The organism is Agromyces sp. MMS24-JH15, from assembly GCF_043518605.1.
Lineage (GTDB): Bacteria > Actinomycetota > Actinomycetes > Actinomycetales > Microbacteriaceae > Agromyces.
Genome location: NZ_CP171358.1, coordinates 3100422 through 3124954 on the forward strand (window position 1 = coordinate 3100422; position 24533 = coordinate 3124954).

Genomic DNA, 24533 nt, shown 5'->3' on the forward strand with positions numbered 1-24533 from the left:
GGGCTCGCCACCGAACCGGAATCGCTAACCGAGTGAGATAATCGTTCGAGTCATCTCTTCGCGATGTCCGAGCGAAGCGCAGTGAGTGGAGTCGACGTGAAGGTCTTGGTGACCGGCGCCTCGGGGTACGTCGGCGGGCGGCTCGTGCCACGGCTGGTCGACGCCGGTCACGACGTGCGGGTGCTCGTCCGGCGACCGTGGCGCGTCAGCGACGCACCCTGGGCGCCGAACGTCGAGGTGATCGAGGGCGACCTCGTCGACCGTGCGGCCGTCGACCGAGCGGTCGACGGCATCGAGGTCGTGTACTACCTGGTTCACGGCATGGCGTCGGGTGGCGACTTCGAGGACGGGGAGCTCGCGGCCGCCCGCAACGTGGCCGAGGCATCCGCGGCTGCCGGTGTGCGCCGGATCGTCTACCTGGGCGGCCTGCATCCCGTCTCCGGACCGCTGTCCCGTCACCTCCGCTCGCGTGTGGCCGTCGGCGAGGTGCTGCTCGCCTCGGGCGTCCCGACGATCGTGCTCCAGGCGGGCGTGGTCATCGGCTCCGGCTCCACCTCGTTCGAGATGATCAGGCACCTGACCGAGGTGCTGCCCTACATGCCTGCGCCGAGATGGGTCCGGTCCTTCATCCAGCCGATCGCGGTCCGCGACGTCCTGCATTACCTGCTGGGCTCGCTCGAGGTGCCGGCGGTCGTGAACCGCGCCTTCGACATCGGCGGACCCGATGTCCTGCGGTACGGACAACTCATGAACGGGTACGCGGTCGAGGCCGGACTGCCGCAGCGGCCCATCGCCGCACTGCCGGTTCTGACGCCATGGCTGGCGGCGCAGTGGGTCAACCTCGTCACCCCGGTCCCCCGGCGCCTCGCCATCCCGATCATCGAATCGCTGCAGTTCGACTGCGTGATGCACGAGCACGACATCGACGACGTCATCGGGCCGCCCGCTGGAGGGCTGACACCGTATCGACGCGCGGTCCGACTCGCGCTCGCGCGCGAACGTGCCGGCCAGGTCGAAACCAGTTGGCGGGATGGCGACGTCCCGGGCGCACCGAGCGACCCCCTCCCCAGCGACCCCGACTGGGCGGGAACGAGGGTGTACCTCGACCTGCGTGAACAGCGCTCGTCGGCGCCCGCGGTCGATCTCTGGCGCGTGATCGAGGGCGTCGGCGGTGAACGCGGGTGGTACTCCTTCCCGCCGGCGTGGGCCGTTCGAGGGTGGATCGACCGGGCGACGGGCGGCGTCGGACTGCGGCGCGGCCGACGTGACCCCGATCAGTTGCGCGTGGGCGATGCACTCGATTTCTGGCGGGTCGAAGCACTCGAACGCGGCGTGTCCCTGCGACTCCGCGCTGAGATGAAGGTTCCGGGGCGCGCGTGGCTCGAGATGGAGGCCCGAAGCGAGCCACCGGGATCGCGCTACCGACAGCGCGCCGTGTTCTTCCCGAAGGGCCTCGCTGGTCGCCTCTACTGGTGGGCGGTGCTCCCCTTCCACGCCGTGATCTTCGCCGGCATGGCGAACCGGATCACCGCTGAAGCGGAAGCGCTCGCACGCGCGAACGGCCAGGCAGGATCGTCCGGGCCGTCAGCGGATCGCGTTCACCGACGCGGGGCTGACGCCGAGACGCCCCGGACGGGCCTCGCCTGAGTTGCACTCTCGCCCGCTGCGTGCATAATTGCACTCTATGGATTTCGGTGCAATCTCGTTGCGGGACCAGCGACGTGTGGGAACCACGCATTCGCTGATCCGAGTCGCGCGCCGACTCACCGCCGAACGCGGGCTCGCCGGCTTCACGATCGAAGAGCTCTGCAGCGAGGCGGCCGTCTCCCGTCGCACGTTCTTCAACTACTTCGCCTCGAAGGACGACGCGGTGCTCGGCATCCCGCTGGACCGAGCGGATGCCGCAGCGGTCGCACGGTTCCTCGCGGAAGCGCCGGATGCCGCGGCGGGCCTCTCCCCCACCCTGCTCACCGACCTCGCCGTGCTCACGATCGAACGCTGGCACTCCATGGACGATGTCGCCGGCAGCGCGGCCGACCTGTTCGCCGCCGTCGACCGGGAGCCGCGCCTGCTCGCCCGGATGCTCGAGCACGGCGTCCAGGAGGAGCAGTTCGACGCCCGGCTCATCGAGCAGCGCGAGCACCTTCCCGAGGGCGACCTGCGAGCACAGGCCGCAGCGCAGATCATCGGCGCCATCGCTCGCGCGTCGGCGCTCGAGTTCCTCAGCACCGAGAACGCCGACACGTTCGTCCACATCTTCGAGCGGCGCATCGCCGCCGCTCGCGACGTCTTCTCCACCCAAGCAACCCGATAGGAACCACCGCGTGACCGCCGTCTCCGAACCCTCCACGATGCCCAGCGGGGATGCCCCGTTCCTGCTGACCCAGCGCCGGATCTGGATCATCTTCTCCGCCCTGATCGCGGGCATGCTGCTCTCGAGCCTGGACCAGACCATCGTCTCCACGGCGATGCCGACCATCGTCGGCGAGCTCGGCGGCGTCTCGCACCAGGTGTGGATCACGACCGCGTACATCCTCGCGACCACGATCGTGATGCCGATCTACGGCAAGTTCGGCGACGTCCTCGGCCGCCGGCGCCTGTTCATGGTCGCGATCGCGATCTTCACCCTCGCCTCCATCGGATGCGCGTTCGCCACCGACTTCTGGATGTTCGTCGTCTTCCGCGCCATCCAGGGCCTCGGCGGCGGCGGCCTGATGATCCTCTCGCAGGCGATCATCGCGGACATCGTCCCGGCCGACCAGCGCGGCAAGTACCTCGGCCCGCTCGGCGGCATCTTCGGCCTCGCCGCCGTCGCCGGCCCGCTCCTGGGCGGCTACTTCGTCGACCACCTGACGTGGCAGTGGGCGTTCTACATCAACATCCCCGTCGGCATCGCCGCGTTCTTCATCGCCGTGTTCGCGCTGAAGCTGCCGAACAAGAAGGCCGAGAAGCCGATCGACTGGCTCGGCGTGCTGTTCCTGTCCGCGGCCACCACCTGCCTGATCTTCTTCACCGACTTCGGCGGGTCGGCCGACCACGGCTGGGACTCCTGGGCCACCTGGGCGTGGGGGGCCGGCTTGCTCGCCGCCGCCGGCCTGTTCATCTTCACCGAGTCCAAGGCCGCGGACCCGATCATGCCGCTGTCGATGTTCCGCAACCCGATCTTCGTGAACGCGACCGCGATCGGCATGGCGATCGGCATCGGCATGTTCGCCGCGCTCGGCTTCGTGCCCACGTTCCTCCAGATGTCCTCCGGGACCTCCGCCGCGGCATCCGGCCTGCTCATGCTGCCGATGATGGTCGGCGTCATGGGCACCTCGATCGCCTCCGGCCTGCTGATCACCAGGACCGGGCGCTACAAGCTGTTCCCGATCGCCGGCACGATCATCGTCGGGATCGCGATGGTGCTCATGACGACGCTCACCGCGTCCACCCCGATCTGGTTGATCTGCGTCTACCTGTTCCTCTTCGGAGCGGGCCTGGGCTGCATCATGCAGGTCGTCGTCCTGGTCGTGCAGAACGCGATCCCCGCATCCGACCTCGGCACCGCCACCAGCACGAACAACTACTTCCGCGAGGTGGGCGCGGCGCTGGGCACCGCGGTGTTCGGCACCATGTTCACGACCCGCCTCACCGAGAACCTCACGAACGTCTTCACGAGCGCGGGAGCCAGCCCGGAACAGGCCGGGCAGGCGACCTCGACGATCGACCCCGCCGCGTTGGACCAGCTCCCCGACGCAGTCCGCACGGGCGTCGTCGACGCCTACGCCGACGCCCTCGCACCGGTCTTCTGGTACCTCGTCCCCTTCATCGCAGCCGCACTGGTGCTCGCGTTCTTCCTCAAGGAGATCCCGCTCTCCGACGTCGCCGGGCTCGTCGCGCGCGGCGAAGCCATCGGCGGCGAGGAAGCCGAACGACTCGAAGCCGAACAGCGCGCGGGCGGGACGCTCCGCTCCTACGAGACGAGCCCGACCGACCCGGCGCCGGTCACGATGGCCCCGAGGTACGGCGACTCGCCGGATTCGGACCGGTAGCGGCCGCGGCCGCGGATCTCGTTGGTCGACACGTGCGACGGCCGGCTAAGCGCGTGGACGATCGCTGGTTGCTGACCGGGTGATCGCCCGCGCGGTGACATCCATGCCTTCTGCCACGCGCCATCGACCGGTTCAGCGGTCGATGGAGGCCATGTTGGCTTCGTCGTGTCGATCCCCAGCGGCGGGCTGCAGTGCGTTCAAGCGGTCGAGCTGCTCGGCGCTGAGTTCGATGCCGTCAGCCGCGGTGTTCTCCTCGACGCGCGCGACGCGTCGGGTGCCGGGGATGGGGGCGATGTCGTCGCCTCGGGTGAGGATCCAGGCCAGCGCGGTCTGCGCCGGGGTGGCGCCGATCTCTGCTCCGATCGCGCGCACCTCGTCGACGATTCGGAGGTTCCGGTCGAAGTTCTCGCCGGCGAACCGCGGGTTGGTCTTGCGCCAGTCATCATCGGGGATGTCCGCGGCAGAACGGATCTGCCCGGTGAGCAGCCCGTGACCGAGCGGCGAGTAGGGAACGAACCCGATCCCGAGTTCCCGGAGCAGCGGCAGGATCTCCGCCTCGACGTCGCGGGTCCACAACGAGTACTCCGTCTGCAGCGCCGTCACCGGCTGCACCGCGTGCGCACGCCGGATCGTCTCCGGGGAGGCCTCGGACAGGCCGAAGTGCAGGACCTTGCCCTGCGTGATGAGTTCGGCGACGGCACCGGCGGTCTCCTCGATGGGAGTGCTCCGATCCACCCGGTGCTGGTAGTAGAGGTCGATGTGGTCGGTTCCGAGCCGGCGCAGCGATCCTTCCACGGCGGCCTTGACGTTCGCGGCGCTGCTGTCGACCACGCCGGGCCCGGCGCCGGAGTGGGAGACGAGCCCGAACTTCGTCGCGATCCTCACCTGGTCACGCCGCCCGTTGATCGCGCGTCCGACGATCTCCTCGCTGAGGAACGGGCCGTAGATCTCCGCGGTGTCGATGTGGGTGACCCCGAGATCGAGGGCGCGATGGATGGTGCGGATCGACTCGTCGTCATCCAGCCCGCCGCCGGTCGTGTAGGTACCGGCCATCGTCATCGCGCCGAGGCCGATGCGGGAGACCTCGAGGCCTCCGAGTCGTGCGACCTTCATGTGGTGCTTCCTTCCCTTGGAACTGCGACGTGGCTCCGGGATCGGTCGGATCCCGGTCCGGTCGTGTGCGATGCACCCAGTCAAGATCGGCTCGTCGAAACGAGGCAGACCCGGCCTATCCGGTTAACACCAGGGACCCCCTGCGGTCGCGGTCGCTGACGTAGATTCGGTGGCATGGACACTCCGAACGAGATCCGGGAGTTCCTGACCACACGGCGGGCCCGGCTCTCGCCCGACCAGGTCGGCCTGCCCGACTTCGGTGGCCGCCGCCGCGTGCCCGGGCTCCGGCGCGAAGAAGTCGCCCTGGTCGCCGGGATGAGCGTCGAGTACTACACCCGGGTCGAACGCGGCAACGCCAAAGGCGTGTCCGAAGCTGTGCTCGAAGGCATCAGCCGGGCCTTGCAGCTCGACGGCGCCGAGCGCGCGCACCTCTCCGACCTCGTTCGGACCGCGAACGAGGGCATCCACCCGGGACGACGCCGCAGTCCGGCGAGGCCGCAGCACGTGCGTCCGGGCGTGCAGCAACTCCTGGACGCCATGCACGATGTGCCGGCGTTCGTGCAGAACGGTCGCCTCGACATCATCGCCACGAACCGGCTCGCCCGCGCGGTCTTCTCCGAGTTGTACGTGCAACCGCAACGCCCGGCGAACTTCGGTCGGTTCGTGTTCCTCGACGAACGAGCGCCCGCGTTCTATCGGGACTGGGACGACGCCGCGCAGCAGACCGTCGCGCTCCTGCGCACCGAAGCAGGCCGCGCGCCCCACGACCGCTCGCTCAGCGACCTCGTCGGTGAACTCGCCACACGCAGCGAGGCGTTCCGCACGCTGTGGGCGTCCCACGACGTCCGGGAACACCGCACCGGAGTCAAGCGCATCACCCACCCCACCGTTGGCGATCTCGACCTCGGCTACGAAGCCATGGAGCTCTCTTCAGCGCGTGAACTCCTGCTGGTCGCCTACACGGCCGAACCAGGGAGCCCCTCGCACGACGCCCTCCAGCTCCTCGCCAGCTGGACCGTGGAGGCTGATGGTACGCGCTCGACTGGTCCGCAAGAACGGTCCGTGGATCATGCTGGCGATCTGGCACGACCTCCACAAGAACTCCGCTGAGGGATTCCTCGCCGCGATCGCTCTCTGGGTCTGAGGCCGCCGCACTGCCGGCGCTCATCTCTCAAGCCGCCGGCACGCCGCCGCCGCCATCACACCTGATGGAGCTCCCCGCGCACGATGGAGTCGCCCGAATGCGTCGGATCCCCGTCGACGGGCTCGGCCGACACGTCGACGAGCGTGTACTCGTCGAGGTCGATGCCAGAGGGCACCGCGAAGCGGCCCTCCACGCCCTCGAGCAGTCCGAGGCTGACCAGCCCCGAGGCATCCGACCGGATGAGCCAGACCTCGCGCACGTCGGCCGACGGGACGTCGTCGTCGAGGGTGACGACGATCGATCGGCCGCCGTCGCCGTCCTCCTCGACGAGGGCGGTGCCGGAAGTCGACCAGCCCGGGAACGCATCCAGGGAGGCACTCGCGACGATCGTCGGCGACTGCTCCGGTCGAGGACCGAGGCCTGCCAGCGCGGCACCCAGCGCGATGCCCGCCACGACGCCCGCGGCCGCCGCCGCCAGCGCGATCGGCCACCATCGGCGCCGGGCTCGCATCTCGGCGGAGGCGGGGTCGCCGGTACCGGCCGACGGTTCGGGAGCCATCGCGACGACGACCGGGTGTGGTTGAAGCCGACGGTCCCCCTCGAGCGGTTCGGCCTCCGTCGAACGCGACGCCAACGGATCGTCGGCGAGGCCCGGGGCGAGGCCGAGTTCCTCGTGGATCGCCCGCCAGACCGACGGGGGCGGCGTTTCGTCACGGTCCACGGGCTCGTGGCGACCGAGCTCGACGGTGCGCAGGAGCGCGCGGTACTCCGCGCGGCACGCTTCGCACTCGTCGAGGTGGCTTCGGGTGACGCCTTCCGGCTCGATGCCGTCGAGCGCGAGCGTCGCGAGGTCGTCAGGTTCGATGTGGTTCATCGCCCACCTCCCATCGCGTCCTGAGTCTGCTGAGGCTGCGCCGCACGTGACTCTTCACAGTACCCACGGGAAGCCCGAGGGTTTCGGCGATCTCCGAGTGGCTGAGCTGCTCGTAGAACGCGAGCTGCATGACCCTGCGTGGGACCGGCTCGAGGCGCTCGAGCTCCTCGGCCACCATGACGCGCTGGACGACCTCCTCGCCATCACCGGCCGGCCGAGTGGATGCCTCGGCGACGAGCGCCTGCTCGATCCGCCGCTCGCGGGAACGGGCCTCGTGCGCGTCGGCGATGCGATGGCGCGTGATCCCGACGATCCAGGCACTGAGCGAGGAACGCGATGGATCGAACCCCCCGCGCGTACGCCACGCCGAGATGTAGACCTGCTGCGTCACGTCCTCGGCATCGGTCCGGTCTCCGAGCGAACGCAGGGCGAGCCGGAAGACGAGGCGCGACCAGCGTGCGTACGCTTCGCGCAGCGCCCACTCGTCGCCGGCCGCGAAGCTCATGCCGAGCGCCCGGTCATCGACGGATTCCGAAGCCATGGAGTTGCCCAGCTGACGCTCACCCCTCCGCGATCGTCGCACGCGAACGTCCGATGCAGCAGGCCGCAACGGGTTCGCACCCTGCGCCCGAGGCGCTTCGACCAGCATATCGATCACCCACTTTCGCCTGCGGGGGTTGCCGTGAGCACGAGGTTGCTCAAGTAGCGACGGTTCTCGTAGTCGAACTCGCCGCCGCACGTGACGAGGGTGAGTCGAGGCGGACCGGAGCGGTCGAAGGCCGCCGGCCAGTCCACGTCGGCCTTGCCCGTGATCTCGAGGCGCTCCACGGTGTACGCATGCCGCGTACCTGCGTCGTCCGTCACGAACACCGGCATCGCGGCGACCGCGTCCCGGAGCCGGGCGAACGGCAGCAGGTCGTATTCGAGTGAGTCGACGTGGGCCGCGATCACGGTGGAGCCGGCGGGACTCGCCGGGGCGGAGCCCCACTGATACCACGCCGCGATGGACGGATCGTCGAAGAGTCCCATCCGGCCCTGGGCATCCAGCCCGACCGGCTGCACGCGCACATCGATGCCGAGGTCCGGGATCTCGATCCGGTTCGGCGCGGGCGGCACCGGTGCCCGGTTGTCCTCGAGCGCGGATGATCTGCGGGGCACGGCTGGCGGGGGCGCACTCGGCGACTGCTGGATCGCGTTCCCGGTCTCCTCCGCAGGTGGTGTGACGTCGGCCGCCGGGTCGCGCGGAGCACCGCATGCGCAGAGCGCGACGAGCACGGCGAAGGCCGCGACCAGGGAACCCACCACCTCGGTCACGGCCTTCACCAGCTCATCCCCCTCAGCGCCGGCTCTCCGCCGCCGCGCGACGAAGGGCCGCGAAGGCGAGGGCGAGCGCCACGAGCACCGCGCCGCCGATGGCGACCCACGCTCCGCCACCGGAGCCCGGGGCGTTCGTCGCCGCGAGGCCGGCGACACCGGCGGGGACGCCGTCAGGCGTGGAGTGCAGGCCGGAGATCGTCTGCACGGCGAGGTCGAGGTTGTCGTCCTCGAGGTTGCCCCACGCGTAGACGATCGTGTTCACGCCCTCCGCGACATCCACGTCGGCCGGCCCGATCACGGGGTCCGTGGTGCCGGTGGCGGCGACCGACGCGGACACGACGCCGGCCGGCAGGTTGAGCACCTGCTCGTTCGGGTTGCTGAGGTTCGTGATCACCGGCGCACCACCGGCGAGCACGTCGACGGCGGGCGCCGCTGCGACGTGCCGGACGGTCAGCCTGCCCTGGCCGGCCGCGGTCTGCGAGACGTCGTTCGTGAACAGGGTGGCCGTCGGATCACCGGATTCGGTGAGGTGGGCCACGGCGGTGTAGTTCTTCCCCGCTTCGAGCGGGAGGTTCACCGGTCCGATCGCAGGCGACGAGGCGTCCGCGGCATCCGAGGCCGTGATGGCGACCGAGTACGTGCCGGCCGGGAGTTCCAGCGGGCCGGCGAGGTCGCCGGGCTCGAAATCGTCGATCGTGAGGGCGTCGTTGACGTACACGTCGACGGTGAGGCCCGGCACCCCGTGGAGCACGGAGAGCTGGGCGGTGCCTTCTGCCGCGTTGGCCGGGCCGACGGCGCCGAGGGCGACGAGCGTTCCGGCGCCGATGGCGGCGGCGAGGATCTTCTTCATGGTTCCCTCCAGGTCTGCCCCGGGAAGGGGCGCGAATTGCCTTCATCACCTACTTCCGCCTGGAGGCCCGGATCGGATGCACCTGCATGGAACTTTCTTGCCGAACGGGCGTCGTGCCGCCACGCGACATCAGTCATCCAGGCAGCGGCTCGGACGCGAGGTTCCGAGCCGCCGACTGGAGTGCCGACCCCTTTCTGGGCAGGGGAGCTGCGTGCCGCCATCGCTCGGGCTCAGCCCCGCGCCTCCAGGAACGTGAGCTCGGAGCCGTCCTCCTCGATGAGGGGGCCGAGGGCGGCGTTGAAGGGCGGCCCGTATGGCGCGGCCAGGTGCTCGGCGAAGGCCGCGGCATCCCGGTACGCCTCCGTGACCACGAAGCGCCGGCCGGCCGGCGCGGGTCCGGCCGCGGCGAGCGCGAGGCCATCGAGGGTCGGCGCGGCGGCGACGCGGTGCGGCGTGAAGTCGAGGCATCCGGGCTCGCGCCGCACCGCCTCGGCGAGCGCGAGGAGGAGGCGCTCGACCTCCTCCTCGTCGCCCGGTCGGGCGGTGAACTCGGCGACGAGTCGCACCTGGGCCGTGGCCGTCATCCCCGCGACGCGCCGGTCATGATCGCGACGGCGTCGGTCATCGAGTGCGACTCGGGCGTGATCGTCGCGGCGCGCTTGCCGAGCCGCTGGATGTGGATGCGGTCGGCCACCTCGAACACGTGCGGCATGTTGTGCGAGATGAGGATCACCGGGATCCTCTGCTCGCGCAGCCGCTTCACGAGCTCGAGGACCTGGTTCGACTCGCGCACGCCGAGGGCGGCCGTCGGCTCGTCGAGGACGACCACCTTGGAGCCGAACGCCGCAGCGCGCGCGACGGCGACCGCCTGGCGCTGGCCGCCCGAGAGGTTCTCGACCGGCACGGTGACGTCCTGCAGCGTCGAGATGCCGAGGGCGCTCAGTTGCTCGCGGGCCTGCCGGCGCATGCCCTTCTGGTCGACGACCCGGAACACCGTGCCCAGGACGCCCTTCTTCCGCAGTTCGCGGCCGAGGAACAGGTTCGACGCGACGTCGAGCGCCGGCGAGACGGCCAGGTTCTGGTACACCGTCTCGATGCCGGCGGCACGGGCGTCCTGCGGGCGCTTGAAGTGCACGGGCTGGCCGTCGAGGAAGAGCTGCCCCTCGTCGGGCACGTACGCGCCGGTGAGGCACTTGATCAGCGTCGACTTGCCGGCGCCGTTGTCGCCGATCACGGCGAGCACCTCACCCGGGTAGAGCTCGAGGCTCACGCCGTCGAGGCCGACGACCCGCCCGAACGTCTTCACGAGACGACGGGCCTGGAGCACGGGGGTGCGGGTCTGGGTTCCCGACGATGCGGGCGTTGCGGTGGTCATTTGCGTACCTTCCGAATCCACTGGTCGACCGAGACGGCCACGATGATGAGCACGCCGACCGCGAAGGTCTGCCAGAGCACGTCGAGCCCGGCGAGCGAGAGTCCGTTGCGGAACACGCCGACGATGAGCGCGCCGAGCAGCGTGCCCCACACGGTGCCGCGACCGCCGAAGAGGCTGGTGCCACCGATCACGACGGCCGTGATCGAGTCGAGGTTGAGCTCGGCGCCCGCGTTCGGCGAGGCGGCGTTGGTGCGCCCGATCTGGATCCAGGCGCCGAGGGCGAGGATCGCGCCGGCCGCGAGGTAGACGCTCATGAGCACCCGGCCGACGCTGATGCCGGCGAGTCGGGCGGCCTCCGGGTCGTCGCCGACCGCGTAGACGTGCCGCCCCCAGGCGGTCTTCGACAGGATCAGTGCGACCGCCACGTAGAGCAGCAGCATGAGGAGCACGCCGACGGTGAAGTTGACGCCGCCGATGGCGAACGTGGAACCGGTCCAGGTGAGCAGGGCCGGCATGTCGCCGCCGCGCACGGTCGCGCCGCCCGAGTAGAGCAGCGTCAGCGCGACGAAGATGCTCAGGGTGCCGAGGGTGACGATGAAGGGCGGCAGCTTGAGCCGGGTGACCAGCACGCCGTTGAGCGCGCCGGCGGCGAGGCCGACGACGAGGCCGAGCAGGAGCGCGAGCACGGCGGGCACGCCCTGCTGCACGCTCGTCTGCGCGATCACCATCGAGCTCAGCACCATGACCGCCCCGATGGAGAGGTCGATGCCGGCGGTGAGGATCACGAGCGTCTGGGCGACCGCGAGGGTGCCGACGACGGCGACCTGCTGCGTGATGAGCGAGAGGTTCGCCGGGTTCAGGAAGCGGTCGTTCAGGAGCCCGAAGACGATGATCGCGATGACCAGCACGATCGCCGGGCTGATCGCCGGGTAGCGGTGCAGGACGTTCCGGATGCGGCTGAGCGGGGTGGATCGGTCGAGGAACTCCTCGGCGAGGTCGAGTGCCGAGGTCGGCGGCCCGCCCGTCGGCTGGCTCGGCGCCACGGGCGCCGGATCGGTCGTGTGCTGACTCACGTTGATACTCCGTCGTGTCGGTTTCGTGGGATGCGGTGCGGGGCGGTGCGGACCGGGGAGGTTCGGATGCCTCGGCATCCGTCACCCGGCCCGCACCGGGCTCGGAGGCGGGTCGGCGCCGGGGCGATCAGCCCCAGCAGATCTCGCCGGCCTCGGCGGTGTCGATCGAGTCGACGCCGTCCTGCGGGTCGTCGGTGACGAGGGCGACGCCGGTGTTGAAGAAGTCGAGGCCCTCGCTGGTCTCGGGCTTCGCCCCCGTCTTCACGAGGTCGAAGATCGCCTGCACGCCGAGGTTCGCCATGCGCACCGGGTACTGCTGGCTGGTCGCGCCGATGACGCCGTCCTGCACGTTCTGGACGCCGGCGCAGCCGCCGTCGACGGACACGACGATGAGGTCGTCGGTCGCGCCGGCGGCCTTGAAGGCCTCGTAGGCGCCGTAGGCGGCGGGTTCGTTGATCGTGTACACGACGTTGATGTCGGGGTTCTTGGAGATGAGCGTCTCGGCGGCGGTGCGTCCGCCGTCCTCGGCGCCACCGGATGCCTCGTTCCCGACGATCTCGTAGTCGCCGCCGGAGTACGTGCCGGTCTTCGCCTCGTCGCCGTTCTTCTCGGCGTCGGCCGTGTCGATGCCCATGCCGTCGAGGAAGCCCTGGTCGCGGTCGTAGTCGACGGAGACGACCTTGTCGTCGAACAGGTCGATGAGCGCGATGGTCGCCTTCTCGCCGCCGAGCTTCGCCGCGGTCCACTCGCCGATCTCCTGGCCGGCGAGGAAGTTGTCGGTCGCGAAGGTGATGTCGACCGACTCGGGGTCGGCGGGCGGCGTGTCGAGGGCGATCACGTAGAGGCCGGCGGCGCGCGCCTTGACGAGGGCGTCCTCAACGCCGGGGCCGTTCGGGGTGATCAGGATGCCGGCGTCGCCCTTGGAGATCGCGTTCTCGATGGCCTGGATCTGGGTGTCCTCGTCGCCGTCCTCCTTGCCGGCGGCGAGCGTCAGGCTGACGCCGAGCTTGTCCGCAGCCTCCTTCGCGCCGTCCTGCATCGCGACGAAGAAGGGGTTGGTGGTCGTCTTGACGATGAGCGAGACGCCGATCTCGTCGTCCTCGCCCGAGGCACTGGAGCCGCCGGACGACGACGAACAGCCGGTGAATGCGAGTGCCGCGGCCGCGGTGATCGAGAGGCCGGCGATGAGGCGGCGGCGGAACGCGCCGGGTGCTGCGTGATTCATCGGTGAATCTCCTCTTGGTAGGGGAACGTTGTCCACCTGACAACGATGTCAAACATAGGTGTAGTCGATGCTGCTGTGTATAGTCAAGTCGAACCTGCACATTGGAGACCGAATCGTGACACCGTTGTCAGACACCAGTACGGGAGACGGGCCGCGCTCGCGACCCACCATGCGCCACGTCGCGGCACTCGCGGGCGTCGGCATCAAGACCGTGTCACGCGTGATCAACGGCGAACCCAACGTGAGCGCCGCGACGATCGCCAGGGTCCGCGAGGCCGCCCGTACCCTCGACTACGAACCCGACCTGCACGCCGGCAACCTCCGCCGCGCCGACGGGCGCACGCGCACGCTCGGCCTCCTCGTCGGCAGCGTGGACAACCCGTTCTCCGGGGCCGTGCACCGCGCGGTGGAGGACGCCGCGCTGAGCCGCGGGGTCGCGGTGTTCGCCTCCAGCCTCGATGACGACCCCGACCGCGAGCAGGCGACGGTCTCCGCCTTCCTCCGGCGCCGGGTCGACGGCCTCATCCTCACCACCGTCTCCGACAGCCAGGCCTACCTCGCGCCCGAGCTGCGCCGCGGCACCCCGATCGTGTTCGTCGACCGCGAGCCCGCCGGGCTCTCCTCCGACGTCGTCGTGAGCGACAACGCGGAGGGCGCGGCAGCCGCCACCCGCCACCTCGTCGAACGCGGCCACCGCCGGATCGCCTACCTCGGCGACCGCACGCTCATCCAGACGGCACGCGAGCGCCGTCGCGGCTTCCTCGAGGAACTCGGGCGGATGGGCGTGGCCACGCGCGACCTGCCCATGGTGCTCGAACTCCACGACGAGGCATCCGCCCGCGAGGCGACGCTCGCGCTGTTCTCGCAGCCCGACCCGCCCACGGCCATCGTCTCGAGCCAGAACCTCGTGACCATCGGTGCCATCCGGGCGCTGCGCGAGCTCGGGCGGCACCGCGACACCGCCCTCGTCGGCTTCGACGACGTCCCCCTGGCCGACCTCCTCGAGCCGGGCGTGACCGTCGTCGCCCAGGACCCGCACGGCGTGGGCCGGGCTGCCGCGGAGCGCGTCTTCGCGAGGCTCGACGGCGACGACTCCCCCGCCCGGCGCACCGTCATCCCGACCACCCTGATCGAGCGCGGCAGCGGCGAGATCCCCCCGAGAGCAGGTTGACCGTGCCCGAGCACACGCCCGAACCGTCCCGCCCGCGCATCACCGTCGTCGGCGACGCGCTCATCGACGAACTCCGCGACCCGAACGGCTCGCGCGAGTTCGTCGGCGGTGCGGCCCTGAACGTCGCCGTCGGCCTGTCGCTCCTCGGCGACGACGTGACCCTCGTCGCCATGGTCGGCGACGACGAACCCGGCCGACGCATCCGCGCCTACCTCGACGACTACGGCGTGCGCCTCGTCGCCAGCCCGTCGCCGCACGGCAGTTCGCGCGCGATCTCCGACCGGCGCGACGGCGAACCGCGGTACGAGTTCAACGAGGCCGCGCAGCGGCGGGCGCTCCGCTTCGACGAGGCGACCCTGCGGGCGATCGACGAGGCCGACCTCGTCGTGGTGAGCTGCTTCCCGTTCGACGACGCGGAGCAGTCCGGCGCGCTGCGCGACGCGATCGCGCGGAGCGCCGATCGACTGCTCCTCGACGGCAATCCGCGTGCGGGCATGCTGCGCGACCGCGCCGCGTTCGTCGCGACGTTCGAGGAGTTCGTCGCACGCTCGCTGCTCGTGAAGGTCGGCGACGAGGATGCCGCCCTCCTGCTCGACGCCACGCTGGGGGCGTTCGTCGACCGCCTCGCCGCGGCCGCGGCCGCGGCCGATCCGGCGCGCGATCGACCGCTCGCCGTGCTCGCCACCGCGGGTCGCGACGGGGCCGCCGTCCATCATGGCGACCTGCAGGTGCACGCCGGCATCGTGCCGCTGCCGGGCGCGGTCGTCGACACGATGGGCGCCGGCGACGCCACGTTGTCGGCGATCGCGCACCACGTCGGCCGCTCGGGCCTGCCCGCCGACGAGGCATCCTGGACCGTCGCGCTCGCGTCGGCGATGGCGATCGCGGCTGCCACCGTGCGGCACGAGGGCGCCCTGCTGCGCGTGCCGGCGACGCGTGAGCCGGTCGAGCTGCTCGGCAGCTGACCCCACCCCGGATGCCCCGACGGCCGGATCGCCCGGTCGGCGGGGCATTCTCGTGCGCCCCCTTGCATTGTCCGCGCGACAATCCGTAGCATCGCCCAAGTCAACCTGACAACGATGTCACTCCGGTGACGAGTTCCGCGCGATGAAGGGCGATTCAACCGATGACCACGGTATCAAGACTCCGTTTGGCCGCGTTCGCGGCCGTGACCGCGGCCGGCTGCGCGCTGGCCGCCGCTCCCCCGGCGCTGGCCGAGGACGCACCCGCTCCGGCGAGCGAGCAGTACCGCCCGTACCTGCACTTCTCACCCGAACGCAACTGGATGAACGACCCCAACGGCATGGTCTACGTCGACGGCACGTGGCACCTGTTCTTCCAGCACAACCCGTCCGGCACCCGCTGGGGCAACATGAGCTGGGGGCACGCCACGAGCACCGACCTCGTGCACTGGGAGGAGCAGCCCCTCGCGATCCCGCAGACGTTCGACGCGAACGGCACCGCCATCGAGGACATCTTCTCGGGCTCCGTCGTCTTCGACGAGGCGAACACCAGCGGCCTCGGCACCGCCGCGAACCCGCCGCTCATCGCGATCTACACGAGCGCGTACACCGGCGCCCACCCGACCCACGCCGGCAAGCAGGCGCAGTCGCTCGCCTACTCGCTCGACCACGGGCAGACCTGGACGAAGTACGACGGCAACCCCGTCTACGACCGCGACTCCGCGAACTTCCGCGACCCGAAGGTGTTCCGGTACACGAACCCCACGACCGGCGAGGCGTACTGGGTGATGGCCGCCGTCGAGGCCACCTCGTACCAGGTCATCCTGTCGCGCAGCGACGACCTGAAGACCTGGACCGAGCTCAGCACCTTCGGCCCCGCCAACGCGACCGGCGGCATCTGGGAGTGCCCCGACCTGTTCCCGCTCGCCGTCGACGGCGACCCGGCGAACACCAAGTGGGTGCTCGTCGTCAACCTGAACCCGGGCGCCCCGAACGGCGGCTCCGGCGGCCAGTACTTCGTCGGCGACTTCGACGGCACCACCTTCACCTCGGAGAGCACGGTGCCCGCCGACCGGCTGCCAGAGGGCACCGTGTTCGCGGGATTCGACGACGGCACCTACGGCGGCTGGACCGTCTCGAACGAGCCCGGCAACTGGAAGGACGGGCCGTGGGGCGCCGCCCCGGCCGCCGGCACCCTCCCCGGCCAGAACCCGGTCTCCGGGTACGTCGGCGCCGGCCTCGTCAACGGCTTCAACGACTTCGACTGGCCCATCGGCACCCTCGAGTCGCCGACGTTCACGGTCGCCGACGACTACGTCAACCTGCTCGTCGGCGGCGGCAACCACCCCCACGTCGACGGTGCGCAGCTCACGAACGAGCCGCCCGCCGGCCGGCTGCTGTTCGACGGCTTCGAGTTCGCCGACGGCACCACCCTCGCCGACACCGGCTGGGAGATCACCGGCGACTTCGCGACCGATCCCGCCCGCAACCCGTCGACGGCGGGCGGCGACTCGTACCTCGGCGCGAAGCGGCTCAACACCTGGGAGGGCGGGCCGAAGGGCGACGACAACCTCGGCGACCTCACCTCCACGACGTTCACCATCGAGCCGGGCGAGGACCACCTGTCGTTCCTGCTCGGCGGCGGCAAGCGCACCGACGGCTCGCTCGAGGTGCAGCTCCTCGTCGACGGCGAGGTGGTCCGCACCGCGACCGGCCCCGAGGCGGGCGCCCTGAACTGGCGCAGCTGGGACGTCTCGGAGTTCGCCGGCCGCACGGCGACCTTCCGCGTGCACGACGCCGCCACCGGCGGGTGGGGGCACCTCACCGTCGACCACCTCGTGCTCGGGGCATCCGCCGCGCAGGTCCGCTCCGACGAGACGAGCGTCAACCTCGTCGTCGACGGCGAGGTCGTGCGCAGCGCAACCGGGGGGAACAGCGAGGGCCTCGATTGGCGGAGCTGGGACGTCTCGGAGTTCGTCGGGCGCGAGGCATCCGTGCGCATCGTCGACAACAACCGGTCGGGCTGGGGGCACATCCTGGTCGACCAGGTGATGTTCGCCGACGAACCCGCGACGCCGCGCGTCGAGTCGTACGACTGGCTCGACTGGGGTCGCGACTACTACGCGACGGTGTCGTTCAACGACGCCCCCGACGGGCGGCGCGTGATGCTCGGCTGGATGAACGACTGGGACTACGCGCAGGAGATCCCGACCGGCTCGTGGCGGAGCGCGATGGCGCTGCCGCGCGAGGTCGCACTCGTCAGCACCCCGGAGGGGCCGCGCCTGACGCAGCAGGTCGTCCCCGAGTTCCAGCAGCTTGAGCAGTCGGACCGCGCCTGGCGTGCTCGCTCCGGCACGATCGCTGAGGGCGCCACGACGCTGCCGATCTCGGGCGACCGAGTGCGCATCGACGCCGTCATCGATCCGGGCACGGCGGATGCCTCGGGCCTGACGGTCCTCGGAGACGACGACGCCGCAACCCGCATCGGCTACGACGCGACCACCGGCCGCCTCTTCGTCGACCGCCGCGACTCCGGGGTGACCGACTTCCACCCGGGGTTCGCCTCCCTCGACGATGTCGCCGTGCCGCTCGCCGACGGGCGCATCGCGTTCACCGTCTACGTCGACCGCTCGTCGGTCGAGGTGTTCACCGCCGACGGGCTCACGACGATCACCGACCAGGTGTTCCCGAACGCCGGCGCCGACCGCATCGGCCTCTTCGCCGAGGGCGGCTCCGCTCGCGTGGACTCGCTGACGGTGACGCCGCTGCACGGGGCGATGTGGAAGGAGGCCGGCGTCGACGGTGCGACCTCGGCGCCGCCGGCCGCCGCACTCTCGTCGACCTCGGGCCCGAAGAAGGCCGACAAGGACGGCGACTACCTCGTGAAGGTCAAGGTGGGCAAGGGCCAGCCGACCACCGTCGTGCGGCTGATCGAAGACGGCTCGGTCATCGGCCGGGTGTACCGCACCACCGGGAGCGACCGCATGGTCGAGTTCCCGATCGTCGACGCCGCGCCGGGCACGCACCGGTACACGGTCGAACTCGAGAACTCCGCGGGCGTCACGCCCGGGGGCGAGCTCACCGTGCGCGTCGCCGGGTGAGAGACCGGGTGGGGCGCCGCATGCTGACCGGCGCCCCACCCTGCTCGGCGGCCCACCCTGCTCGGCGGCCGCGACGGCGCCCGCGACCGCGCCCGCGCCCGCGGGAACCGGGGCGCTCGGCGGCCGTCAGCCCGATGCCACCTGCGACGCGTCGTCCAGTCGCGCCCCGCCCCCACTGCATTCGCACGATTCGGATTCGAGAGGGGTGCGAGATGATCGACGCATGGGGAAGCCGAGGCGACGGGGCACGAGCGGTCCCTTCCCCGGGCGTTCCTCGTCGACGACCTGCGCGAGCGACGCCACGGTACTGATCGGGGTGCGTCGCCAAGCGGAATCCGCCTCGCCTAGATTCCGAGGGACCCGGTCGTGAGTACGCGTCCCGACGAGTCGGATTCGCAGCCACCTCGGCGGCGGGATCGGCTCCTCGCGGTTGCCCGCCAGGTTGCGACCGACCACGACGACCGCACCGCGATGATCGCGGCCCTGTCGATCCCGGGCAAGCTGCTCGCCGTCGCTTGGCGCGTGGCGGTGTACATCTTCTCGCCCTCGTTGTTCGTACTCGGATTCGTGCAGTTCAGTGTCGGAATCGGCGTCGGCAAGTTCCTCGCCGTCGCGCATCACCGGACCCGCCGACTGCGGCCGTCAGTCGAGCCCGCCGACCGAGTCGACGGCGAGGTCACGCGCTATCGCTGGATCGGCGTCGTGCTGGTCGTTGTTTCGGTGCTCTTCCTGCTGAGCGTGATCCCCATGCTGTACGGGGCCGAGCACGTCGATCCGTACAACCCGCTGGTCGCGGTGCTCATCGCCACCTTCACTACGGTCGAGTTCATCGTCGCCCTGCGTGCATCGATCGCTGCGCGCCGGATCGGATCGCTGATGAGCCACGCGATCCGGCAGCTCAACCTCGCGAACTCGCTGATCCTCGTCGTCCTCACTCAATCAGCGATCATGTCGTTCGCCTACGACGGCGACGCGAGCTTCTCCAACGGCCTCAGCGGCCTGTTCTTCGGGTCGATCTGCGTCGGCATCGGCGTGCTGATGCTCGTTCGCGCCCGCGTCCGCTCGGTGGCATTCGCCGCACGGTCGCGCGGCGCTGCTTCGGGCTGAGCGCGTCGAGCTCGTTCGATCCGACTCGTCATCCGGCGATCGGACGCCGCGGAGAGCTGCACGCTCGCTCGCACCGCGCCTACTGCGGATGCAGTACCCCGGCCGCTTCGCGGAGACGATTCGCCGTCCGGGCGCGATCGGGAGTGTAGAGGGGTACCCGTTCATCTCGCCCCCGAGGAGCCCCCTGATGTCCACGTTCCTGTCCAACGTCGGGCGCTTCTGCGCCCGCTTCCGCTGGTCGGTGATCATCGCCTGGCTGGCGATCTTCGCCGGTCTCGCCGCTGTGCTCGTCGTCGGCAGTTCGAACGGCACGCCCGGCGACTCGACCGACTCCATCCCCGACACACCCGCATCGCTCGCGCTCGACCGGATGGACGCGGCGTTCCCGGCGGCCGCGGAGCAGGGCGACACGTTGCAGCTGGTGTTCCGGCCCGCCGGTGGCGACGTCACCGAGCCGGCCACCGCTGCCGGCATCGGCGAGGTCCTCGCCGATGCCGCGGAATTGCCCGGCGTGGTCTCGGTCTCCAACCCGTTCGACCCGCAGCAGCCCTACGTCTCGCCCGACCTGGACCTCGCGGTCGCGACGCTCCAGTACGGCGAGCTCACCGACGCGCAGCAGGTCGCCGACTACGACGCCGCAGCGGCGCTCCAGGAATCGGCTCCGGCCGACCTCGGCGTCGAGCTCGGCGGCAACCTCGTGCCGCTCGGCGCACCCGAGCCCGGGATCGGCGAGGGCATCGGCGTGCTGATGGCGTTCCTCGTGCTCGCGCTCACGTTCGGTTCGCTGCTCGCGGCCGGGGTGAACCTGCTGCTGGCGGTCTTCGGCGTCGGCGTCGGGCTCGTCGGCGTGCTCGCCTACGGCGCGTTGACCCCGATCGGCGACAACACGATCATCCTCGCCGCCATGATCGGCCTCGCCGTGGGCATCGACTACTCGCTCTTCGTGATCTCCCGGTTCCGGCTCGAACTGCGCGCCGGGCGCAGCGTGCCCGATGCCGTGGCCCGAGCCGCCGGAACCGCCGGAACCGCGGTCGTGTTCGCAGGACTCACGGTCGTCGTCGCGCTCGTCGGGCTCCTCGTCGTCGGCATCGGCGTCGTCGCCGAGATGGGCATCGCAGCCGCGTTCGCCGTGCTCGTCGCCGTGCTGATCGCCCTGACCCTGCTGCCGGCGACGCTCGGACTGCTCGGCACCCGCGCGCTGTCGAAGCGCCATCGCGCAGCGCTCGCCCGGGGCGAGCTCCTGGAGGATGGCGCGAAGCCACGCCGTGGCCTCATCCGGGGGTGGAGCAGCGCGACCGTGAAGCACCCGATCGTGTCCGTGATCGCCGGGGTCGCGGTCCTGCTCGTGATCGCGCTGCCGATGCTGAGCATGAAGACCGCGCTCACCGTCCCCGGCGGTGCTGACCCCGCATCGACCGAACGCGCCGCGTACACCGAGGTCCTCGACGAGTTCGGCGCCGTCCAGAGCCCGCTCATCGTCCTCGCCGAAGGCGACGACATCTCCCTCCACACCGCCGAGGTGTCCGCCGACCTCGGCGAGATGACCGGGGTCCAGTTGGTGCTGCCGACCGAGTTCAGCGAGGACGGGGGACGGCACGCATCGTCGTCATCCCCGAGGACGGACCCATCGACGAGCCCACGAGGGATCTCGTCCACGACATCCGCGCGAAGGCGGACGCCTACGACGGCGTGCACCTCGAGGTGACCGGTGAGACGGCCATCGGCATCGACCAGGACGCGAAGCTCAGCACCGCGCTCGTCCAGTACCTCGTGATCATCGCGGTGATCTCGGTGCTCCTGCTGATCCTGCTGTTCCGTTCGATCCTCATCCCGTTGATCGCGACGGCCGGATACCTGCTGTCGGTCGGGGCATCCTTCGGGGCCTCCGTCGCCGTGTTCCAGTGGGGCTGGCTCGACGCGCTCGTGCCCGCCCCGCAGGGCGACCCGATGCTGAGCCTGCTGCCGATCATCCTCGTCGGCGTGCTCTTCGGCCTCGCGATGGACTACCAGGTGTTCCTGGTCTCGCGGATCCAGGAGATGCACCGCAAGGGCATGGACCCGAAGTCCGCGATCCGTGAAGGATTCTCCCGCAGCGCGCCCGTGATCATCGCGGCGGCCACGATCATGGTCGTGGTGTTCGGCGGATTCGCGACGAGCACCTTCGCGGTCGGGGCATCCATCGCCTTCGGCCTCATGGTCGGCGTGGCCGCGGACGCGTTCATCGTCCGCCTCGTGCTCATGCCCGCGATGCTCTCCTTGCTCGGACGGGCCGCATGGTGGATGCCCGCCTGGCTCGACCGCATCCTCCCGACGGTCGACGTCGAGGGCCACGCGCTCGATGCCGCCGACGAGGCATCCACCCCGGAGACGCCGGAACGCGAACTCGTCGGGAGCCGCGCCGGGTGATCCCCGCGATCCGGGCGACGGATCCGGTCGGGGCGGCAGCACGCGCTGCCGCCCCGACCGGATTCGCGTCCGCGTCCTCGTCGCAGCGGGCTGGGATCAGGATCGGATGCCGGCCTGCACGGCGAGCGAGACCAGCTGCGCGCGGTCCCGGGCACCGACCTTCATCATCGCCCGGTTGGCGTGCGTCTTGACCGTGTACGGCGAGATGAAGATCCGCGCGCCGATCTGCGCATTGTCGAGCCCCTCGACGATGTACGCCACGATCTCCAGTTCCCTCGGCGTGAGGTCCGCGAACAGGCGAGCAGCTTCAGGGTCGACAGGCGGCGGGGCCGGGTCGGCGACATGCTGGACCAGCGCCTCGATCGCGGTGGGCGAGAGCGCACGCTGCCCCGCCGCGACCTGGAGGATCGCTCCGGTGATCTCCCCCGGCCTGGCGCCCTTGCTGAGGAACCCGTCGGCGCCGGCCCGGATCGCGGCGAGCACGTTCTCGTCCTGGTCGAAGGTCGTCAGCACCAGGATGCGCACCGCGGACGATCCGGGGTCGGCGCGGATGCGTCGCGTGGTCTCGACCCCGTCGATGCCCGGCATGTTCAAGTCCATCAGGACGACATCGACCGAGGTGCCTGTCAGGAGATCGATCGCCGTGATTCCCTCCCCGGCCTCGGCGGCGACCTCCAGGTCGGGATGCGCGTCGATGATGACCCGCAGCCCAGCACGAATCAGCTCCTGGTCATCGACGAGCATCACCCGGACCATCACTCCTCCTTCTCCTGCCCCGACGTCCCGGTCCCGCTCGCCACGCTGCCTGCCATGGCGGGCAGTGTGGCGGTCACCCAGAACAGGTTGCCGTCGACGCGAGCGTCGAGCGTGCCTCCCACGGATGCGGCCCGCTCGCGCATCCCGACGAGTCCGTTGCCGCCGCCCTGCGAGGCCTGGGCTGCACGCGGGCCACGGAGGTTCACGATCTCGAAGCGAACCGCCTCGCTCCCGTCCGCGGTCACGGTGAGCGACGCGCTCCCGTCGCCGTAGCGATTCGCGTTCGTCAGCGATTCCTGGACGATCCGGTACGCGGCGATATCCGCTTCGGGAGTGAACCGACCGTCGTAATCCTCGATGGCCGTCTCGACGGTCATGCCCGCCGCCTCGAATCGCGAGACAAGCTCGCGGAGCCCGCGAACCCCGGGCGACGTCCCGAGCGGCGTCTCGTCGGCCCCGATCCGCAATACCGTGAGGATCTGCTGCGTCTCCCGGAGGACGGCCTGCAGCGCCTGCCTCGCCGCCTCGATGTCGGCGCGCGATTCCTCCGCCCCCGGCGGTAGGTGCACCTCCGCGGCCCCCAACCGCATGCTGACGACGGCGACCTGGTGCCCGACGCTGTCGTGCAGGTCGCGGGCGATGCGAACCCGCTCCTGCGCGATGCCACGATCCACCGACGCGATCCGGGTCTCCTCGGCGCTCCGGATCCGCTGGTCGACCTCCTGCCGGTAGCGGACGTTGCTCCGCAGCGCGCTGCCGGTCGCGGCGCCCACGAGGGCCGCGAACGCGAAGACGGACGCCGTCGCGTCCACGATGAGGTTGACCGTACCGATCACGAACGCCCCGGAGACGAAGTTGACCGTAGCCAGAACCCCGGCCACGAGCAGGCCGGGCAGGCCCCGGAACGCGAGCAGGAGTGCCGCGAAGCACACCATCGACCAGGTCGCCTCGGGCACGGACCCCGACCACACCAGCACGATCGGGGCCACCGCCACCACGCCGAGGCCCAGGTACGCGACCCGGTACGAGAGCGCGACTCCTGCGACCACGAGCAGTGGCGGCAGGTAGCCCATCAGTGAGGAACCCTCGAATGCGAGCGCGACGACGGCGACCGCAGCCGCAAGCGCGAGGATGACGAGCGTCGTCGTCTCCACGATCCGCGGTATCGCCTCCCAGCCGCCCCGCCGCGGCACGCGAGCCGGTGCATCCATGGGTCGATCATTCCACCGGACGCCTCGCCGAGGGGTACTGCGGACGCAGTACCCGACCCGATCCACCCGGACGATTGCACGCGGGAGGGGTCCGAGGACGATGGATTCATCAGCTCGACAGCGCAACCCGGCAGCGTGCCGGGCCCGAGACGACGTCCCCGAACGGAGCAGCACATGACCATCCAGCAGCAGCACCCGGCCTACGCCACGACGAGCACCGGCGCGACGGAGGGGTTCGTCGCCTTCGAGTACTCGAAGGTCCGCGCCCCACGCGGACTCGAGGCGCTCACCCTCGACACCTATGGAAGCTTCGGTTGGGCGCCATTCGGCGCGACCCGCTCCGCCGGAGCGGACAACGTCACGCTCAGCCTCAAGCGCGACCGCAGCATCCGCAACCGTCCCATGGTGCAGGAGACGCAGCGCAAGGCCGTCGCCGCGCTCGAGAAGATCGCCCGCCTCGAGCGCTCCAGGACCAGCGTCCCGACCGCCGTCGCGACGACGCTCGGACTCATCGGCTGCATCCCCCTCGCCGCCGCGGTCTTCCTGATCACCGGCGGAGCGGCCGGAGTCCTCTCGACCGTGCTCGGCATCGTCGGGATCGGGCTGTGGCTCGGCGGCGGCGTCGCCTACGTCGGCCTCGAGCGCGGACGCAGCGCCACGATCGACGCACGCATCGACGAGGAGCAGGACCGCATCTTCGAAGCCGGCGCACAGGCGGCCCGGTTGCTGCGCTGATCACCCGAGCCGCGAGGGGTGGTGCGGATGCCCGAGAACGAGCACCCGCACCGCCGTTCGCACGGTTCCGATCCCTGGA

Annotated in this window: 22 protein-coding genes; 11 read left to right on the forward strand and 11 right to left on the reverse strand. The window is 70.6% G+C overall.

Annotated elements, in window-relative coordinates:
• Positions 1-63: 63 nt before the first annotated feature.
• The 3 genes from ACDF64_RS14145 to ACDF64_RS14155 all read left to right on the forward strand — a co-directional run bounded on the left by ACDF64_RS14145 (position 64) and on the right by ACDF64_RS14155 (position 4034).
• On the forward strand, positions 64-1647 hold the full coding sequence (locus ACDF64_RS14145) for an SDR family oxidoreductase (RefSeq protein WP_394552000.1): 1584 nt from the start codon (positions 64-66) through the stop codon (positions 1645-1647).
• 76 nt (positions 1648-1723) lie between these two features.
• Positions 1724-2314 carry a TetR/AcrR family transcriptional regulator gene (locus ACDF64_RS14150; RefSeq protein WP_394552001.1) on the forward strand — a complete coding sequence of 197 codons (591 nt, stop codon included), beginning with the start codon at positions 1724-1726 and terminating at the stop codon, positions 2312-2314.
• 37 nt (positions 2315-2351) lie between these two features.
• Positions 2352-4034 carry an MDR family MFS transporter gene (locus ACDF64_RS14155; RefSeq protein WP_394555153.1) on the forward strand — a complete coding sequence of 561 codons (1683 nt, stop codon included), beginning with the start codon at positions 2352-2354 and terminating at the stop codon, positions 4032-4034.
• Positions 4035-4166: 132 nt separating this feature from the next.
• On the opposite strand, the gene ACDF64_RS14160 is transcribed toward ACDF64_RS14155, so the two are convergent.
• Positions 4167-5147 (reverse strand): aldo/keto reductase, encoded by a 981-nt coding sequence (locus tag ACDF64_RS14160; protein ID WP_394552002.1) that lies wholly within the window; start codon positions 5145-5147, stop codon positions 4167-4169.
• A gap of 174 nt (positions 5148-5321) precedes the next feature.
• Here ACDF64_RS14160 and ACDF64_RS14165 point away from each other — a divergent pair, with 174 nt between their 5' ends.
• Positions 5322-6257, forward strand: a complete 936-nt coding sequence (locus ACDF64_RS14165; protein WP_394552003.1) for a helix-turn-helix transcriptional regulator — start codon at positions 5322-5324, stop codon at positions 6255-6257.
• Between the two features lie 89 nt (positions 6258-6346).
• Here ACDF64_RS14165 and ACDF64_RS14170 read toward each other — a convergent pair whose 3' ends face one another.
• From ACDF64_RS14170 to ACDF64_RS14205, 8 genes are all read right to left on the reverse strand, one after another.
• The gene (locus tag ACDF64_RS14170) at positions 6347-7165 is read right to left on the reverse strand and encodes an anti-sigma factor domain-containing protein (protein ID WP_394552004.1); all 819 of its coding nucleotides are present in this window, start codon (positions 7163-7165) and stop codon (positions 6347-6349) included.
• Positions 7146-7814 carry an RNA polymerase sigma factor gene (locus ACDF64_RS14175; protein WP_394552005.1) on the reverse strand — a complete coding sequence of 223 codons (669 nt, stop codon included), beginning with the start codon at positions 7812-7814 and terminating at the stop codon, positions 7146-7148. Before ACDF64_RS14175 ends, ACDF64_RS14170 begins: the two co-directional genes overlap by 20 nt.
• Positions 7815-7819: 5 nt before the next feature.
• The gene (locus ACDF64_RS14180; RefSeq protein WP_394552006.1) at positions 7820-8488 is read right to left on the reverse strand and encodes a class F sortase; all 669 of its coding nucleotides are present in this window, start codon (positions 8486-8488) and stop codon (positions 7820-7822) included.
• A 13-nt stretch (positions 8489-8501) separates the two neighbouring features.
• Entirely contained in the window at positions 8502-9332 is an 831-nt protein-coding gene (locus ACDF64_RS14185; RefSeq protein ID WP_394552007.1) for a DUF4397 domain-containing protein, read from the reverse strand.
• 230 nt (positions 9333-9562) lie between these two features.
• Entirely contained in the window at positions 9563-9916 is a 354-nt protein-coding gene (locus tag ACDF64_RS14190) for a putative quinol monooxygenase (protein WP_394552008.1), read from the reverse strand.
• Positions 9913-10707 (reverse strand): ATP-binding cassette domain-containing protein, encoded by a 795-nt coding sequence (locus tag ACDF64_RS14195; RefSeq protein ID WP_394552009.1) that lies wholly within the window; start codon positions 10705-10707, stop codon positions 9913-9915. Before ACDF64_RS14195 ends, ACDF64_RS14190 begins: the two co-directional genes overlap by 4 nt.
• Positions 10704-11780: an ABC transporter permease gene (locus ACDF64_RS14200; RefSeq protein ID WP_394552010.1), complete on the reverse strand. Its 1077-nt coding sequence runs from the start codon at positions 11778-11780 to the stop codon at positions 10704-10706. The genes ACDF64_RS14195 and ACDF64_RS14200 overlap by 4 nt, the downstream gene beginning before the upstream one ends.
• 127 nt (positions 11781-11907) lie before the next feature.
• On the reverse strand, positions 11908-13005 hold the full coding sequence (locus tag ACDF64_RS14205; RefSeq protein WP_394552011.1) for a substrate-binding domain-containing protein: 1098 nt from the start codon (positions 13003-13005) through the stop codon (positions 11908-11910).
• Between the two features lie 169 nt (positions 13006-13174).
• Between ACDF64_RS14205 and ACDF64_RS14210 the strand changes: the two genes are divergently transcribed.
• From ACDF64_RS14210 to ACDF64_RS14235, 6 genes are all read left to right on the forward strand, one after another.
• A complete protein-coding gene (locus ACDF64_RS14210; protein ID WP_394552012.1) occupies positions 13175-14176 on the forward strand; it encodes a LacI family DNA-binding transcriptional regulator in 1002 nt (333 codons plus the stop codon).
• A 2-nt stretch (positions 14177-14178) separates the two neighbouring features.
• Complete coding sequence (locus tag ACDF64_RS14215; RefSeq protein WP_394552013.1) at positions 14179-15141, forward strand: PfkB family carbohydrate kinase; 963 nt, start codon at positions 14179-14181, stop codon at positions 15139-15141.
• Positions 15142-15302: 161 nt separating this feature from the next.
• The gene (locus tag ACDF64_RS14220; RefSeq protein ID WP_394552014.1) at positions 15303-18239 is read left to right on the forward strand and encodes a GH32 C-terminal domain-containing protein; all 2937 of its coding nucleotides are present in this window, start codon (positions 15303-15305) and stop codon (positions 18237-18239) included.
• 471 nt (positions 18240-18710) lie between these two features.
• Complete coding sequence (locus tag ACDF64_RS14225) at positions 18711-19346, forward strand: hypothetical protein (protein ID WP_394552015.1); 636 nt, start codon at positions 18711-18713, stop codon at positions 19344-19346.
• Positions 19347-19533: 187 nt separating this feature from the next.
• Entirely contained in the window at positions 19534-21051 is a 1518-nt protein-coding gene (locus ACDF64_RS14230; protein ID WP_394552016.1) for an MMPL family transporter, read from the forward strand.
• Positions 21036-21752, forward strand: coding sequence for an MMPL family transporter (locus ACDF64_RS14235; protein WP_394552017.1), 717 nt, complete (start codon positions 21036-21038; stop codon positions 21750-21752). The genes ACDF64_RS14230 and ACDF64_RS14235 overlap by 16 nt, the downstream gene beginning before the upstream one ends.
• Positions 21753-21848: 96 nt before the next feature.
• On the opposite strand, the gene ACDF64_RS14240 is transcribed toward ACDF64_RS14235, so the two are convergent.
• Positions 21849-22508 carry a response regulator gene (locus tag ACDF64_RS14240; protein ID WP_394552019.1) on the reverse strand — a complete coding sequence of 220 codons (660 nt, stop codon included), beginning with the start codon at positions 22506-22508 and terminating at the stop codon, positions 21849-21851.
• Entirely contained in the window at positions 22508-23719 is a 1212-nt protein-coding gene (locus ACDF64_RS14245) for a sensor histidine kinase (RefSeq protein WP_394552020.1), read from the reverse strand. Before ACDF64_RS14245 ends, ACDF64_RS14240 begins: the two co-directional genes overlap by 1 nt.
• 174 nt (positions 23720-23893) lie before the next feature.
• Between ACDF64_RS14245 and ACDF64_RS14250 the strand changes: the two genes are divergently transcribed.
• Entirely contained in the window at positions 23894-24454 is a 561-nt protein-coding gene (locus tag ACDF64_RS14250; RefSeq protein WP_394552021.1) for a hypothetical protein, read from the forward strand.
• Positions 24455-24533: the final 79 nt, after the last annotated feature.

Excerpts from the sequence above, each read along its gene's own strand:
- ACDF64_RS14145 (WP_394552000.1), top strand. The coding sequence starts at position 64 with ATGTCCGAGCGAAGCGCAGTGAGTGGAGTCGACGTGAAGGTCTTGGTG.
- ACDF64_RS14155 (WP_394555153.1), top strand. The coding sequence starts at position 2,352 with ATGCCCAGCGGGGATGCCCCGTTCCTGCTGACCCAGCGCCGGATCTGG.
- ACDF64_RS14160 (WP_394552002.1), bottom strand. The coding sequence starts at position 5,147 with ATGAAGGTCGCACGACTCGGAGGCCTCGAGGTCTCCCGCATCGGCCTC.
- ACDF64_RS14165 (WP_394552003.1), top strand. The coding sequence starts at position 5,322 with ATGGACACTCCGAACGAGATCCGGGAGTTCCTGACCACACGGCGGGCC.
- ACDF64_RS14170 (WP_394552004.1), bottom strand. The coding sequence starts at position 7,165 with ATGAACCACATCGAACCTGACGACCTCGCGACGCTCGCGCTCGACGGC.
- ACDF64_RS14175 (WP_394552005.1), bottom strand. The coding sequence starts at position 7,814 with ATGCTGGTCGAAGCGCCTCGGGCGCAGGGTGCGAACCCGTTGCGGCCT.
- ACDF64_RS14185 (WP_394552007.1), bottom strand. The coding sequence starts at position 9,332 with ATGAAGAAGATCCTCGCCGCCGCCATCGGCGCCGGAACGCTCGTCGCC.
- ACDF64_RS14190 (WP_394552008.1), bottom strand. The coding sequence starts at position 9,916 with ATGACGGCCACGGCCCAGGTGCGACTCGTCGCCGAGTTCACCGCCCGA.
- ACDF64_RS14195 (WP_394552009.1), bottom strand. The coding sequence starts at position 10,707 with ATGACCACCGCAACGCCCGCATCGTCGGGAACCCAGACCCGCACCCCC.
- ACDF64_RS14205 (WP_394552011.1), bottom strand. The coding sequence starts at position 13,005 with ATGAATCACGCAGCACCCGGCGCGTTCCGCCGCCGCCTCATCGCCGGC.
- ACDF64_RS14210 (WP_394552012.1), top strand. The coding sequence starts at position 13,175 with ATGCGCCACGTCGCGGCACTCGCGGGCGTCGGCATCAAGACCGTGTCA.
- ACDF64_RS14220 (WP_394552014.1), top strand. The coding sequence starts at position 15,303 with ATGACCACGGTATCAAGACTCCGTTTGGCCGCGTTCGCGGCCGTGACC.
- ACDF64_RS14225 (WP_394552015.1), top strand. The coding sequence starts at position 18,711 with ATGATCGCGGCCCTGTCGATCCCGGGCAAGCTGCTCGCCGTCGCTTGG.
- ACDF64_RS14230 (WP_394552016.1), top strand. The coding sequence starts at position 19,534 with ATGTCCACGTTCCTGTCCAACGTCGGGCGCTTCTGCGCCCGCTTCCGC.
- ACDF64_RS14240 (WP_394552019.1), bottom strand. The coding sequence starts at position 22,508 with ATGGTCCGGGTGATGCTCGTCGATGACCAGGAGCTGATTCGTGCTGGG.
- ACDF64_RS14245 (WP_394552020.1), bottom strand. The coding sequence starts at position 23,719 with ATGGATGCACCGGCTCGCGTGCCGCGGCGGGGCGGCTGGGAGGCGATA.
- ACDF64_RS14250 (WP_394552021.1), top strand. The coding sequence starts at position 23,894 with ATGACCATCCAGCAGCAGCACCCGGCCTACGCCACGACGAGCACCGGC.